General features: G+C 72.7%; 16 protein-coding genes. 11 read left to right on the top strand and 5 right to left on the bottom strand.

Annotated elements, in window-relative coordinates; translation table 11 throughout:
• Positions 1 to 331: 2-phosphosulfolactate phosphatase (locus ACWEVO_RS12845; protein WP_452307709.1), on the top strand; the 331-nt coding region annotated here is incomplete at its 5' end.
• 140 nt (positions 332 to 471) lie between these two features.
• Here the strand turns inward: ACWEVO_RS12845 and ACWEVO_RS12840 are convergent.
• Complete coding sequence (locus ACWEVO_RS12840; protein WP_452307708.1) at positions 472 to 2,403, bottom strand: hypothetical protein; 1,932 nt, start codon at positions 2,401 to 2,403, stop codon at positions 472 to 474.
• Between the two features lie 163 nt (positions 2,404 to 2,566).
• On the opposite strand from ACWEVO_RS12840, the gene ACWEVO_RS12835 reads away from it, so the two are divergent.
• The 5 genes from ACWEVO_RS12835 (at position 2,567) to amcA (ending at position 7,247) form a co-directional block, all read left to right on the top strand.
• Positions 2,567 to 2,920 carry a sterol carrier family protein gene (locus ACWEVO_RS12835; RefSeq protein ID WP_452307707.1) on the top strand — a complete coding sequence of 118 codons (354 nt, stop codon included), beginning with the start codon at positions 2,567 to 2,569 and terminating at the stop codon, positions 2,918 to 2,920.
• 161 nt (positions 2,921 to 3,081) lie between these two features.
• Positions 3,082 to 4,602, top strand: coding sequence for an amidophosphoribosyltransferase (gene purF, locus ACWEVO_RS12830; protein ID WP_452307706.1), 1,521 nt, complete (start codon positions 3,082 to 3,084; stop codon positions 4,600 to 4,602).
• Positions 4,603 to 4,661: 59 nt separating this feature from the next.
• On the top strand, positions 4,662 to 5,816 hold the full coding sequence (gene purM, locus ACWEVO_RS12825) for a phosphoribosylformylglycinamidine cyclo-ligase (RefSeq protein WP_452307705.1): 1,155 nt from the start codon (positions 4,662 to 4,664) through the stop codon (positions 5,814 to 5,816).
• 122 nt (positions 5,817 to 5,938) lie between these two features.
• Positions 5,939 to 7,042 (top strand): cyclophane-forming radical SAM peptide maturase AmcB, encoded by a 1,104-nt coding sequence (gene amcB, locus ACWEVO_RS12820; protein ID WP_452307710.1) that lies wholly within the window; start codon positions 5,939 to 5,941, stop codon positions 7,040 to 7,042.
• Positions 7,011 to 7,247: a multiple cyclophane-containing RiPP AmcA gene (gene amcA / locus ACWEVO_RS12815; RefSeq protein ID WP_452307704.1), complete on the top strand. Its 237-nt coding sequence runs from the start codon at positions 7,011 to 7,013 to the stop codon at positions 7,245 to 7,247. The genes amcB and amcA overlap by 32 nt, the downstream gene beginning before the upstream one ends.
• 134 nt (positions 7,248 to 7,381) lie before the next feature.
• Here amcA and ACWEVO_RS12810 read toward each other — a convergent pair whose 3' ends face one another.
• Both ACWEVO_RS12810 and ACWEVO_RS12805 read right to left on the bottom strand, forming a co-directional pair.
• The gene (locus ACWEVO_RS12810; RefSeq protein ID WP_452307703.1) at positions 7,382 to 7,597 is read right to left on the bottom strand and encodes a DUF3073 domain-containing protein; all 216 of its coding nucleotides are present in this window, start codon (positions 7,595 to 7,597) and stop codon (positions 7,382 to 7,384) included.
• Between the two features lie 300 nt (positions 7,598 to 7,897).
• Positions 7,898 to 8,980, bottom strand: coding sequence for a Glu/Leu/Phe/Val family dehydrogenase (locus ACWEVO_RS12805; RefSeq protein WP_452307702.1), 1,083 nt, complete (start codon positions 8,978 to 8,980; stop codon positions 7,898 to 7,900).
• 173 nt (positions 8,981 to 9,153) lie between these two features.
• On the opposite strand from ACWEVO_RS12805, the gene ACWEVO_RS12800 reads away from it, so the two are divergent.
• The gene (locus ACWEVO_RS12800) at positions 9,154 to 9,993 is read left to right on the top strand and encodes a hypothetical protein (RefSeq protein ID WP_452307701.1); all 840 of its coding nucleotides are present in this window, start codon (positions 9,154 to 9,156) and stop codon (positions 9,991 to 9,993) included.
• A gap of 268 nt (positions 9,994 to 10,261) precedes the next feature.
• On the top strand, positions 10,262 to 10,471 hold the full coding sequence (locus tag ACWEVO_RS12795; protein WP_007073996.1) for a BldC family transcriptional regulator: 210 nt from the start codon (positions 10,262 to 10,264) through the stop codon (positions 10,469 to 10,471).
• Positions 10,472 to 10,557: 86 nt separating this feature from the next.
• On the opposite strand, the gene ACWEVO_RS12790 is transcribed toward ACWEVO_RS12795, so the two are convergent.
• Positions 10,558 to 10,941: a PPOX class F420-dependent oxidoreductase gene (locus ACWEVO_RS12790; protein ID WP_452307700.1), complete on the bottom strand. Its 384-nt coding sequence runs from the start codon at positions 10,939 to 10,941 to the stop codon at positions 10,558 to 10,560.
• Between the two features lie 172 nt (positions 10,942 to 11,113).
• Between ACWEVO_RS12790 and ACWEVO_RS12785 the strand changes: the two genes are divergently transcribed.
• Entirely contained in the window at positions 11,114 to 11,902 is a 789-nt protein-coding gene (locus ACWEVO_RS12785) for a class I SAM-dependent methyltransferase (protein ID WP_452307699.1), read from the top strand.
• 52 nt (positions 11,903 to 11,954) lie between these two features.
• On the opposite strand, the gene ACWEVO_RS12780 is transcribed toward ACWEVO_RS12785, so the two are convergent.
• Positions 11,955 to 12,242, bottom strand: coding sequence for a hypothetical protein (locus tag ACWEVO_RS12780; RefSeq protein WP_452307698.1), 288 nt, complete (start codon positions 12,240 to 12,242; stop codon positions 11,955 to 11,957).
• A 165-nt stretch (positions 12,243 to 12,407) separates the two neighbouring features.
• Between ACWEVO_RS12780 and ACWEVO_RS12775 the strand changes: the two genes are divergently transcribed.
• Both ACWEVO_RS12775 and ACWEVO_RS12770 read left to right on the top strand, forming a co-directional pair.
• Complete coding sequence (locus ACWEVO_RS12775; protein ID WP_452307697.1) at positions 12,408 to 13,265, top strand: 3-hydroxyacyl-CoA dehydrogenase family protein; 858 nt, start codon at positions 12,408 to 12,410, stop codon at positions 13,263 to 13,265.
• Positions 13,262 to 14,005, top strand: a complete 744-nt coding sequence (locus tag ACWEVO_RS12770) for an enoyl-CoA hydratase/isomerase family protein (protein WP_452307696.1) — start codon at positions 13,262 to 13,264, stop codon at positions 14,003 to 14,005. The genes ACWEVO_RS12775 and ACWEVO_RS12770 overlap by 4 nt, the downstream gene beginning before the upstream one ends.
• Positions 14,006 to 14,050 lie beyond the last annotated feature (45 nt).

Raw genomic sequence — 14,050 nt, 5'->3', positions numbered from 1 at the left:
GGGGTACGGCTCCGCCGACGCCCCGGTGGGCGTGGTGGCGGCCGGGGAGCGCTGGCCGGACGGCTCGCTGCGGCCCTGCGTGGAGGACCAGTTGGGGGCGGCCTGCGTGCTGGACGCCCTCTCCGGCGTACCGGGTGGGCTCTCGGTGGAGGCGGCGATGGCGCTGGCCGCGCTGGCCAGCACGCCGGACGTGCCGGCCGCGGTACGGGGCTGCGTCTCGGGGCGCGAGCTGACCGAGGGCGGCTTCGCCGAGGACGTGGCGGTCGCCGTCCAGGTCGGCGTCTCCACCGTGGTGCCGGTGCTCCGCCAGGGCTACTTCGCCGCCGCCTGACTCCTGGCCGCCCCGAATCGGCCAGCCGCCGATCCGCCGGCCGGCGGTCCATCTCGCGGAAGCCTGGAAAGCCCAGTGCCCGCCCGGTGGGACCGGGCGGGCACTGTCAGATTCGTGCGGGACGTCGAGCCCCGCAGCGGTCAGTCGTCCAACCAGTCGAGCCGGCGGCCGCCGCGCTCCTGCGCGCCGTCGGCCCGGCCCCGGCCGGCCTGGGCGGGGCCGCCGCCCTGGTCGTAGCCCCGGTTGTCGTAGCCGCCCTGGTCGTAACCCCCGCCCCGCTGCTGCGGGGGCTCCTGGCCGTAGCCGCCCTGCTGGCCGTAGCCGCCCTGCGTGCCCTGGCCGTAACCGTCGTTGCCGCCGTAGCCGCCGCGCTGGTCGTAACCGTCGTAGCCGCCGGCCGGGCCGCTCTCGTAGCCGCCACGCCCCGGGCCGTTGTCGTAGCCACCCTGGGCGCCGTAGCCACCGCCCGACCCGTAGCCGTTGTCCGGCTCCGGGCCGCGGCCGTAGTGGCCCTGGTCCTGCTGGCCGTAGCCCGGCCCCTGGTCCGGCTGGTAGGTGCTGGTCGGGTACGGGTCGGCCGGCGGGGCGTACTGCGTGCTGTCGCCGGTGTAGCGGCCGGTCGGCTCGTCGTACCGGTCGCCGCCGTAGCCGCCGCCCTGGGCGGGCGCCGCGTAGCCGCCGGCCCCGGCGCCGTAGTCCCGGCCCTGGTAGCCGCCGCCCGAGGACGGGGCGTTGCCGTACCCGCCACCCGCGTTGCCGTAGCCCCCGCCCGAGGAGGGGGCGTTGCCGTAGCCCCCGCCCGAGGAGGGGGCGTTGCCGTAGCCGTTGTTGCCGTAGCCGCCCTGGGCGGGCTCGTCGCCGTAGCCGTTGCCGGCCCAGCCGCCCTGCCCGCCGCCGTAGCCGGGGGCCGGCGCGCCGTACGGGTCCGGCGGGACGTCGTCCACAACCGGGCGGTGCATCATGGTCGGCGCGTCGCTCAGCGAGCTGCTGCCGACCATCGTCGGCGCCGCCCCGGCGCCCATCCCGTTCACCACCCGGGTCTGGTCGTCGGTGCCCCGGTAGCCGCCCCGGGCGACCGGCACAGCGCCCGCCGCGGCCCCGCCGGGGCCGCCCCCGTCGGCGTCCTCGCCCTCGTTCTTGCGGCGCATGTAGAGCAGCACGATGGTGCCGACGCCCACGGCCACGAAGAGGCCGCCGAGCAGGATCAGCAGCCAGGAACCGAAGCTGCCGGAGTCCTCGTTGGCGGCCGGCCGCTGGGCGGCGGGCTGCTCGGTGGCGGGCTCGTCGGTCGCCTCCTCGGTCGCCTCGTCGGTCGGCAGGGCCTCCTCGGTGGCCGACGGCGTGGCGCTCGGGGTGGCCTTGACCTCCAGCGGCACGCCGATCCGCAGGCCGGTCACCGCCTGGCCCGCCTGGGCCTGGATCGACTTGGTGCCGATGGTGCCGTCCTTGTTGGCCCCCAGGTCGAGCAGGCCCGGCGCGATCGGGTCGGAGGTCGAACCGGTGAAGCGGAAGTTGCCGCTGCTGTCGGTGGTGGTCTGGCGCTGCTTGCCCTGGCTGTCCCGGAGCATCACGGGGACGCCGGCCAGCGGCTCGCCGTTCGCCGCGATGACCGCCTTGCCGGAGACCGACTTCACGGACTGCACCTGCGGTGCTTCCTTGGCGACGAGGGTGACGCTGACGCTCCCCGTCTCTTCCTGCTTGTTCGGTCCGTTGGAGTCGGTCGCCTTGACGGTGATCGTCGCGGATCCGTTCGGCGCATCGCCTGCCGCCCGGAACGTGGCGTCGAAGGTGCCGCTCTGGTTGACGCGGCCGCGCGAGCAGCCGTCCACGCACGAGAGCTTCGGGTTGCTCGACGTGACCGACACGTCAGCGGACGAGAGCGGATCCGTAAAGGTGAGGCTGTAGCTCACCTTGACCGTGCCACCCGCCTCGACCGAGTTCGGCGAAGCCGAGACGTTCGAGACGTTGGGGGCCGCCAGAGCCGGTGTGGCGGGGACGGTGAGCAGCGCGCCGAACACCAGCGCCACGACCACACCGGCCCGCTGCTTCCAGGCACGTCGGTGTGTTGACACGTCCACCGCCTTCCGGGTCTGATCTCCTGGCCGGCGGGCCGCCGGGCCAAGGTTGATCACTCACGGTACGAATACGCCGTCGGCAACTATGCCTTGTCTGACCGGATCATCTCTACCCAGGGCCGGTCACCACCGTGGCGTCGTCGAGTCGTATCGTCCCGTCGTGTCCTCTCCGCACAGAAATTCCGCCGCGGTCGCGGCCGCGTTGACGGCGCTGGATGAGGGGCGTACGCCCGAACGGCCGGTGTTCCGGGAGGCGGTCCGGACCCTCTTGGCCGCCCTCGCGGAGCGCGCCCCCGGCCGATCGGTGGAGGTGCGGGTTCCACCCTACGGTGCGGTGCAGTGCGTGGCGGGGCCGCGACACACCCGCGGTACGCCGCCGAATGTGGTGGAAATGGACCCGGCGACCTGGCTGGAGCTGGCCACCGGCCGGCTCGGCTGGGCGGACGCCGTCACCGAGGGTCGCGTACGGGTCAGCGGGATCCGTGCCGACCTCTCCGCGCATCTCCCCCTCTAGCTGGCCGTCCCGCCGGCTGGGGGCATCACTTTACGTCAGACAATCGTGACTGTCGGTGTCGGCTCGGATTCGCGTACACTGTCAGGTGACCACGGTCCCGGCCGACCACGCGGAGCTTGCCCCCCGACTCCGCCAGGCCAGTCCAGCAGAGGGAGCGGCAGGTGCCCCGAGGCGATGGCCGGCTGAGCCACGACCTTGACCCCCAACGACCCGGCCCGCAGGACGCGTGTGGCGTCTTCGGCGTCTGGGCCCCCGGGGAAGAGGTCGCCAACCTCACCTACTTCGGGCTCTACGCCCTCCAGCACCGCGGCCAGGAGGCCGCGGGCATCGCGGTGAGCGACGGCTCGGGCGTGGTGGTCTACAAGGATCTCGGCCTGGTCGCCCAGGTCTTCGACGAGCCGACTCTGGCCAGCCTGCGCGGGCACGTCGCGATCGGGCACGCGCGCTACTCGACCACGGGCGGCTCGACCTGGGAAAACGCCCAGCCGACGATCCGCGCGACCACGGCCGGCACCACCATCGCGCTGGCCCACAACGGCAACCTGGTCAACACCGCCGAGCTCCAGCGCGAGGTGGCCGAGCGGGGGATCGACCCGGACGGCTCGACCAACGACACGTCGCTGGTGACCATGCTGCTCGCCAGCCGCCCCGACCTGTCGGTCGAGGCGGCCGCGCTGGAGGTGCTGCCCCAGCTGCGCGGGGCGTTCAGCTTCGTCTTCATGGACGAGTCGACCCTCTACGCCGCCCGCGACCCGCACGGCGTACGCCCGCTGGTGCTCGGCCGCCTGGAGCGCGGCTGGGTGGTGGCCAGCGAGACCGCCGCGCTGGACATCGTCGGCGCGAGCGTGGTGCGCGAGGTCGAGCCCGGCGAGTTGCTCGCCATCGACGAGGACGGGCTGCGCTCCACCCGGTTCGCCGCCCCGGAGCCGAAGGGCTGCCTCTTCGAGTACGTGTACATCGCCCGCCCGGACGCCACCATCGCGGGGCGGAATGTGCACGCGGCCCGGGTGCAGATCGGCCGCCAGCTGGCCAAGGAGCACCCGGTCGAGGCCGACCTGGTGATCCCGGTGCCCGAGTCCGGCACCCCCGCCGCCATCGGGTACGCCGAGGCCTCCGGCATCACCTACGGCGCGGGCCTGATGAAGAACCCGTACGTCGGGCGCACCTTCATCCAGCCGTCGCAGACCCTGCGCCAGCTCGGCATCCGGCTCAAGCTCAACCCGCTGCGGGAGAACGTCCGGGGCAAGCGCCTGGTGGTGGTGGACGACTCGATCGTCCGGGGCAACACCCAGCGGGCGATCGTGCGGATGCTGCGCGAGGCCGGTGCGCTGGAGGTGCACGTCCGGATCTCGTCCCCGCCGGTGAGCTGGCCCTGTTTCTACGGCATCGACTTCGCCACCCGGGCCGAGCTGCTGGCCAACGGGCTGGACAACGAAGGCATCCGGCGGTCGATCGGCGCCGACACGCTGGGTTACGTATCGCTTCCCGGTCTGATCGCCGCGGCCGAGCAGCCGAAAAGCCGGCTGTGCCGGGCGTGCTTCGACGGGGAATACCCGATCGACCTGCCGGCCGGGAACCTGATCGGCAAGCACGTGCTCGAAGGAGTGGGCCGCCGGGTCGCCGTCGAGGCGGCGAGCGCCACCCCGGACACCCCAGCCGCACTCGCCACCCACCGCCCATAGCACCACCCGACGCGGGCGCGACCGCAACCGCGACCGCGAGAACCACAAAGGGGAGAACCGTGACGCACGTGTCCGAGCGCAGCGGCGCAGGAACCAGCCCGACGGGCGCCGGCGGCGACCGCCAGCCCTGGACGGCCGGCACCAGCCGTTCGACGCGCAAACGCTCGGTCTCGTACGCCGACGCCGGGGTGTCGATCGAGGCGGGCGACCGCGCGGTCGAGCTGCTGAAGTCCAAGGTCAAGCAGACCCGGCGCCCGGAGGTCATGGGCGACCTGGGCGGCTTCGCCGGCCTGTTCCGGCTGGACACCAAGAAGTACAAGAACCCGATCCTGGCCTCGTCGACCGACGGCGTCGGCACCAAGCTGGTGATCGCCCAGCAGCTCGACATCCACGACACGGTCGGCATCGACCTCGTCGCCATGGTCGTCGACGACCTCGTGGCCTGCGGCGCCGAGCCGCTCTTCCTGCTCGACTACATCGCCACCGGCGAGGTCGTCCCGGACAAGGTCGCCGAGATCGGCGCGGGCATCGCCGACGGCTGCCGGTACGCGGGCTGCGCCCTGCTCGGCGGTGAGACCGCGGAGCACCCGGGCGTGCTCCGCCCGGACGAGTACGACATCTCCGCGACCGGCGTCGGCGTGGTGGAGGAGAGCGAGATCCTCAGCCCGGAGCGGGTCGAGGTGGGCGACGTCGTGATCGCCATGCGCTCCTCCGGCCTGCACTCCAACGGCTACTCGCTGGTCCGGCACGTGCTGCTCGGGGTGGCCCGGATGCGGCTCGACGTGGTGATCGACGACTTCGGCCGGCAGCGGACCCTCGGCGAGGAGCTGCTCACCCCGACCAAGATCTACGCGCAGGACTGCCTCAAGCTGATCGCCGAGGCCGAGGTGCGGGCGCTGGCCCACGTCACCGGCGGTGGCATCCCGGGCAACCTGGTCCGGGTCCTGCCGGAGCACGTCGACGCGGTGGTCAACCGGTCGACCTGGAAGCCGCAGCCGATCTTCGACCTGATCCAGTCCAAGGGCCGGATCGAGGACCCGGAGATGGAGGCGACGTTCAACATGGGCGTCGGCATGTTCGCCATCGTCTCCGCCGAGGACGCCGACCGCGCGCTGGCCACCCTGACCGGCCGCGGCGTCGAAGCCTGGCAGGCCGGCGAGATCATCGAGGGCTCCGGCAACGTGCAGATGATCGGTCAGCACACCCGAGGGTGATCACGCTCCGGTGATCATCCGGCCACCTGATCGGGGGTTCACCCGAGTGGCCACCGCCGCCTAGCCTGAAGGGTCTGAGGCTAGGCGGGGGAGGGTTGATGGCTGCTCGTACGCATCCGGGGATGCGCGGGATCGCCGCGGTTCCCTCGTACGTGGTGATGCAGCCGACCACGCTCTGCAACCTCGACTGCGTCTACTGCTACCTGCCGATGCGGGCGGTGGACCGGCGGATGCCGGTCGCGGTCGCCGAGGCGGTGGCGGCGTCGGTGAACCCGTGGGCGGCCGCAGGGCGCTTCTCGGTGGTCTGGCACGGCGGGGAGCCCCTCGCGGCCGGCAGGGAGCACCTGGCCGCCCTGCTGGCCCCGTTCGGGCCGCAGGTGGAGCACCATGTCCAGACCAACGCCACGCTGATCGACGACGCCTGGTGCGCGTTCTTCGCCGAGCACGGCGTCCGGGTCAGCGTGAGCGTGGACGGGCCGCGGGAGCGCAACGCCGAGCGGGTCACCCGGGGTGGGCGGCCGGCGTACGACCGGATCCTGGCCGGGATCGCGGCGTTGCGCCGGCACGGCCTGCCCTTCTCGGCCCTGTCGGTGGTCTCCCGGCCGGAGCCGGGCCTCGCCACGGAGCTGTACGACTACTTCCTCGACCTCGGCTGCGACGTGCTCGGCGTCAACATCGAGGAGACGGAGGGGGTCAACACCCGGACCAACGCCCGGGACGCCGCGGCGGTGACGGGCTTCTGGGCGGAGCTGGTGGCCGCCTGGCGCCGGGACCCTCGGATCCACCTGCGCGAGGTGGAGTGGTCGCTGCGCTACGCCGGCGCCGTGCTGGACGGCACCGCGGACGACCTGCTGCCCCGCCGGTTGGATCCGATCCCCACCGTCGCCCAGGACGGCTCGGTGGTCGTGCTCTCTCCGGAGCTGGCCGGCTTCACCGACCCCCGGTACGGCGACTTCAGCAGCGGCAACGTGCTGGCCACCCCGCTGGCCGAGATCCTGGCCGGCGCCGGGCGTACGCCCTGGGTGGGCGAGTTCCTCAGCGGTGTCGAGGCGTGCCGGTCGTCGTGCCCCTACTTCGGGTTCTGCGGTGGTGGCCATGCGGCCAACCGCTACTTCGAGCTGGGGCGTTTCGACGGTACGGAGACCGAGCACTGCCGCAACAGCAAGATCCGTTTACTGGAGGGAGTGTTGGAGCATGCCCGAGACCATGAGTCACAGGCAGCCTGAGCGCGTCGGGGGAGCCGCCCCGGACCTGGTCGCGGACCGGGTGCGGGAAGCCGCCGTGGGGTTGACCGCACTGCTCCGGGAGGCGGAGGCCGCGCGACTGCTGCGGGCGGAGGTGTCGGGCGGCGACGGGGCCAGCGCCGTCTGCGCCTGGAACCACTTCGAGAACATCCCGACGTTCTACAACTGGAACAACCGGCCGCGTTGACGGTGCCGCACCGGGATCAGGGACCTGGCCGGGTGGACACGGCAGGTCCCTGATCGTCGGTTGGTACGCCGGCTTCCGCAGAGCACATGCGTGAGCACGCGGGGAGTCACCGCGTGCTCAGATGCGACCGGAGGTCAGCGGGTCGGACGCGCCCAGGAATCCGGGTCGTCGTCCGCGTGATCCTCATCATCGTCGTCGACATACTCTTTGTAGTCGTCGTCGAAGTTGTGCTCAGACTTACCAGCACCCGCCAACTCGCGCTGCAAGGCGGTGAGGTCGGTGTTCGGGGAGTGGTACTTCAACTCCCGCGCCACCTTCGTCTGCTTGGCCTTAGCACGGCCGCGCCCCATGGCTCGACCCCCTCGCACAGAATGCGGGGCAGCCCGAAGGCGGGCCCCGATGACGTCAGGCATCTCTCGTGGCTCTTACGGTACATGGGGATGCCATCGTTCGGCACCTCGGGTTACCGTCAGCCGGCCCTGCGCGTCGCAGTTATCCGGCCGTCACAAATTGTACCCGGTAAGGAGCGACACCCGGGGCCGGCCGTGACGCCGGGCAAACCGGGACGAAGCGTCCCATTTTCCAGCTTAACGCCGGGGCCCGTCGGGGTGCGGCCCGGGGCGGAGCAGAGGCCCCGCCCCGGGTGACGTTCAGCGCAGGTGGATCGTGCGCAGCCGGCCGACGTCGGCCATCCGCCGCTCGGCGAGCCGGTCGGCGGCCACCGCCGGCGGGACGCCCTCGTCGTCGGCGAGGCGGAGGATCTCGCGGGTGGTGTCGTAGATGCGGGTGGCGCGCAGCTTCGCCCGCTCGAAGTTGAAGCCCTCGATCTCGTCGGCGACCTGGATCACACCGCCGGCGTTCACCACGTAGTCGGGGGCGTAGAGGATGCCCCGGTCGGCGAGGACCTTCTCGATACCCGCGTGGGCGAGCTGGTTGTTCGCCGCGCCGGCGACCACCTTGGCGCGCAGCACCGGCACCGTGTCGTCGTTCAGCGCGCCGCCCAGCGCGCACGGGGCGTACACGTCGATGTCGGCGGCGACCAGGGCGGCGGTGTCGTCCACCAGCTCGACCTGCGGGTGGGTGGCGCGGACCCACTCCAGGGCCTTCGGGTTGACGTCGGTCGCCACCACCTCGGCGCCGTCCTCTAGGAGGTGGGCGGTCAGGTACTTGCCGACCTTGCCCAGGCCCGCCACGCCGACCCGGCGGCCGGAGAGGGTCGGGGCGCCCCAGACGTGCTCCGCGGCGGCCCGCATGCCCTGGAAGACGCCCCAGGCGGTCAGGATCGAGGAGTCCCCGGCGCCGCCGTGCTCGACGCTGCGTCCGGTGACGTACGACGTCTCCCGGGCGATCACGTCCATGTCCGCCACGTACGTGCCGACGTCGCAGGCGGTGTAGTAGCGCCCGGCGAGGGACTCGACGAAGCGGCCGTACGCGCGCAGCAGCGCCTCGCTCTTGATCTGCTCCGGGTCGCCCCAGATGACCGCCTTGCCGCCGCCGAGGTCGAGACCGGCCAGGGCGTTCTTGTACGCCATGCCCCGGGACAGGTCGAGCACGTCGGCGAGGGCCTCCTCCTCGCTGGCGTACGGGTAGAACCGGGTGCCGCCGAGCGCGGGGCCCAGCGCGGTCGAGTAGATCCCGATGATCGCCTTCAGCCCGGACTGCTTGTCCTGGCAGAAAACGACCTGTTCGTGACCCGTGGCTCCCGGGTCTTCATTGCTGGCGAAAACGCCCATGGCTGACTCCTGAGTCGGTGTGCGTCCTTGTGGGGCGCGGACCTGGTGACACGCCGGCGGGATGCTGCCGGTGCTGTTGAGCCTAATATCGGCCGGAGCCGTACTGTCGCGCACGTCACGCCACCCCGTCGCGGCGGCGGCGTGCGGGTCCCGTCTCGTGGGAGGATCGCGCCGTGCCGTCGCTCTTCGCTTCTTACCTGCGCGTGTACGAGCCGCTGACCGCCTTCGATCGGGAACGTCAATCGTTCTGGCGCCGGTACGTGAACGAGGGCCGAGCGATCGCCCCGCTCGAGGGTCCGGGGCGGCAGCGGACCGCGGTGATCGAGGCGCTCGGCGCGGGCTGGACCCGGCTGCCCGACCTGCCCGACGAGGCGTACGTCTTGGAGACCGACGACAGCCTGCTGGTCTGCCCCTGGAACCTGCGCGTCCGGGTCGCCGAGGCGGCGCTCAGCGCCCGGGACGGCGTGCCCTCGGTGCTGGCCGACGCGTTCGTGCCGCCGATCCTGGCCGGGCAGGCCAAGGCGGTGGTGGAGGACTGGCGCAGCGGGGCGCGGGTGCTGGAGCACGGGGTGCCCCGGGTGCACGAGCAGATCGCCACCTGGGGCGTGCCGCTGCGCTGGTTCGTGCTCTTCGAGGCGCAGGAGCGGCACCTGGTCACCGAGCCGGGTCGGCGCGCACTGCGCTACCGCACCGAGATCTCCAAGGCGCGCCGCCGCTCGTCCCGGGCGCTCTCCGTGCTCCGCAAGTCGGTGGGCGACGCGCCGATCACCGAGGCGGTCGAGGAGGCCGCCCGCTGGCTGGAGGAGTTCCACCCGCGCTCGGTGGTGGAGCTCGACTACGGCGGCCTGGTGCAGCTGCTGCCGGACGAGACGCTGGCGGCCGACGACTCGACCGAGCTGGTCGCCACCGGGCTGGCCGGGCTCTCCCGGGGCGAGGCGGAGGAGGCCTCGGCGGCGTACGACAAGCTGGTCGCCCGGTGGCGGGCGGTACAGCTGCTGGAGCGGTGCAACTAGCCGCCGGCCCTGCGCCCGAATTGCCCCGACAGGCGCCTGTCGATGCGAGAGTGTCTCGTAGTTGACGCATCACGAACCGTGATCATGAGTCCGAATAAGGTAGTTTCTGCGGCATAAAAGTCGTAAAAATCGGGCATGGTTCATCCGTCCGTCTAGGGACCTTCAGCCGTTCGGCCCATGTCGGACATCGGGGACTAGCCGGACCATGGGAGACGCGTCGGCCGGCGGGACCCCGGCCGATGTCTATACATGTGGAGGAGTGACCCCGATGGCATCGCGAACGCACGAACCAGAGCCGCTACTCACGCCGGCCGAGGTGGCGTCGATGTTCCGTGTCGACCCGAAGACGGTTACCCGGTGGGCCAAGGCTGGCAAGCTCAGCGCCATCCGGACCCTGGGCGGCCACCGCCGTTACCGCGAGTCGGAGGTCCGGGCCCTGCTGCAGGGGCAGATCCCCCAGCAGCGCCAGGGGGACTGACGACCCGGACGTTTTCCCGCGTTCCGATCAGGGGCGGCTGGACGTACGCGAGAGCGACGATCCGCCGCCCTTCGTCGTGTCCGGGGTCACTGCTCGTCCAGCACGATCCGCAGCCCGACCGTGCCGCTCTCGCCCCGCCGCAGCCGGCTGCCCAGCAGGCTCAGCCGGCCGATCAGCCGGTACTTCTGCTTCAACAGGCCGCGGATCCGCCGGGTCGCCGGCGGATCCAGGACCGACGCGTGCCCCGGCGCCGCCTCGCCGTGCGGCCGGCCACGTACGTCGCACGGAGCCACGGTCACCCGGCCGTCCCGCCGGATCCGCTTGACCTTGCCGGAGTCCGACACCGTCCACACCGCCAGCGCGTTGCCGTCCCGCACCGCCCAGACCGGCGTCGGCACCGCCCGACCGTCCTTCCGGAAGGTCGTCAGCAGCACGTACTTCTCCGCCGCCAGGCGGTCCAGGTCGGTCACGCCGCCCAGGATACGGCCGCGACAGCCCCGCTGAGTCCAGATAGCGTGATCGCCGTGAGCGCGAGGAGTGAGCCGGGTCTGCGAGCCCCGCAGTCGCGAACAGAGTCAGCGCCGTGAGCGCGAGGAGTGAGCCGGGTCTGCGAGCCCCGCAGTCGCGAACAGAGCCGGGCCCGTGACCGGGGAGCCCACCATCGGTGACGTGTTCGGCGAGATGATCCGGGACGCGTACGCCGTCGCCACCGGGATCGGCCCCCGGCCGCTGGTCGGCGGGCGCCTGCCGCGGCCGGTCATCGAGATCATCGAGCGGGACGACGGGCTGGTCAACGGCGCGCCCACCGAGCACTACCTGGACCCGCCGGCGGCGTGGCAGCCGTACGACCACCGGGCCGTCGCCCGGGTCCACGGCGAGGTGCTGGACGTGGGCGTCGGCGCCGGCCGGATCGCGCTGCACCTCCAGGAGCAGGGGGTGCCGGTCACCGGGCTGGACACCTCCCTCGGCGCGCTGCGGGTCTGCCGCCACCGGGGGGTACGCGAACTGGTCCACGGCACCGTCGACGAGCACGTGGCCGACGGCCGCCGGTACGACACCTTCCTGCTGCTCGGCAACAACCTGGGGCTGATCGAGGGGCGGGAGCGGGCACCGGCGTTCCTGGCCGCGCTCGCCGCGCTGGCCCGGCCCGGCGCGCAGGTGATCGCCCACGGCGCCGACCCGTACGGCACCACCGACCCGGTGCACACCGGCTATCACGAGCTCAACCGGCGGCGCGGCCGGCTCGGCGGGCAGCTCCGGCTGCGCCTGCGCTACCGGATGCTCGGCACCGAGTGGTTCGACTATCTGGTGTGCTCGGTCGACGAACTCGCCGAGCTGGTCCACGGTTCCCCGTGGCGCCTGGTCGACGTGGACGACCGGGACCGCCCGTACTACCTGGCCACGCTGCGGCTCACCGGCCCTGGGCGTTAGGAAGGGCCCCTTTACCCGCACCAGGCGTTAAGAAGGGGCCCTTCCTTGCGCCTCAGACCTGCACGGTGGGGGTGGTCTCCTCGGGCGGGAGGCCGCCGTCGCCGTCGACCACCTCGTCGGGGGTGCCGTCCTCGTCGATGTCGACCATGGTGATGTCCACCTTGCCGTCACCGTCGGTGTCGAACTGGAAGAGGTCGGCCTTCCCGTCGCCGTCGGTGTCCACCACCCACACGTCGGTCTGCCCGTCGTTGTTGGTGTCCGCCCGCAGCAGGTCCACCCGCTCGTCGCCGCGCGTCTCCACGGTCTCGGTGCTCTCGGCGCTCTCCGGTGCCTGACTCATCTCGGTCCTTCCCTCGGCGTTGGAGGCCGTCTGTACCCGATCCGGCGCGCCCCCACGCATGCCGCCCGGGCCGGCCCTGCATAGGGTCGCACCCATGAACGAGCGGAGCGGGCGGCCCGGCGCGGCGGAGACCCCGCGCGTCGCCGCGCGCGGCGAGGGGACGTCATGAGTGGTCGTTTTGTGGTCGTCGGGGCCGGCACGATGGGCCTCGGCATCGCGTACGTGGCGGCCGGCGCCGGCTACGCGGTCGAGCTGGTCGAGGTGGACGCCGAACGCGGCGCCGCCGCCGTACGGCGCCTGGGCGAGCTGTGGGAGCGGGGGGTCCAGCGCGGCAAGCTGACCGCCGAGGCCGCGGCGACGAACCGGGAGCGGGTGACCCTGCGGGCCGGGCTCGCCGAGGTCGCCGAGGGGCCGGAGGTGATCGTCGAGGCGGTTCCCGAGCGGCTCGACCTCAAGCGTGCGGTGCTCCGGGAGGCCGAGACGCGCCGCCCCGCCCTGCTGGGCAGCAACACCTCCAGCATCCCGATCGCCGAGCTGGCCGACGGGTTGGGCCGGCCGGCGGACTTCCTCGGGCTGCACTTCTTCAACCCGGTCTGGGCGATGGCGCTGCTGGAGATCGTGGTCGGCCCGGCCACCGCCGCCGGCACCACCGAGGCGGCCGTCGCGCTCGCCGGGCGGCTGGGCAAGGACGCCGTCGTCGTACGCGACATGCCCGGCTTCGCCACCTCCCGGCTCGGGGTCACCCTCGGGCTGGAGGCGATCCGGATGGTCGCCGACGGGGTGGCCAGCCCCGCCGACATCGACAAGGCCATGGTGCTCGGCTACCGGCACCCGGTGGGCCCGCTGGAGCTGACCGACCTGGTCGGGCTGGACGTCCGCCTCGACATCGCCCGCACCCTCCAGGCCGCGTACGGAGACCGGTTCGCGCCGCCGCCGCTGCTGGTGGAGATGGTGGCCGCCGGCAAGCTCGGCAAGAAGTCCGGCCAGGGCTTCTACACCTGGGAAGGCGGTGTGCGGCAGTGAGCGGACTGCGGATCGAGGAGCTGCCCGACCGGCTGGTGGTCACCCTGGACCGGCCCGAGAAACGCAACGCCATCGACGCCGACCTGATCGCCGAGCTGCACGCGGTCTGCGCGGAGCTGGAGGCGCGGCCCCGGCTGCTGCTGCTCACCGGAGGAGCCGAGGGCATCTTCGCCGGCGGGGCGGACATCGGCCAGCTCCGCGAGCGGGGGCGGCTGGACGCTCTGGCCGCCATCAACCAGGCCGCCTTCGCGCGGATCCGGGCACTGCCCATGCCGACCGTGGCGGCCGTGGACGGCCCGGCCCTCGGTGGCGGCGCCGAGCTGGCGTACGCCTGCGATCTGCGGGTGTGCACGGCGCGTGCGGTGTTCGGCCAGCCCGAGGTGCGGCTGGGCATCCTGGCCGGCGCGGGCGCGACCCACCGCCTGCCGGCGTTGATCGGCGAGGCCCGGGCCAAGGAGCTGCTCTTCACCGGCCGGCGGGTGGATGCCGAGGAGGCGCTGCGGATCGGGCTGGTGAACCGGGTGGTGGCCGAGCCGGCGGAGCTGCTGCCCACCGCGCACGGCCTGCTCGACGAGATCGCGAAGGGCTCGGCGCTGGCGGTGCGGCTCACCAAGCTGGCCGTGGACGCGCCGGCGGTCGCCCACCCGCAGCTCGACCTGCTCAGCCAGGCGGTGCTCTTCGAGGACGAGGAGAAGCACCGGCGGATGACCGAGTTCCTGGACCGCCGCCGGTCCCGCTGACCCGTGCCGAGAACTACGAGGGCCGCACCGGTTCGCCGGTGCGGC

The sequence above is a fragment of the Micromonospora sp. NPDC003776 genome, from assembly GCF_053605645.1.
Note: the sequence above shows the minus strand (reverse complement) of the source record. Positions and strands in the feature narration are given on the sequence as shown.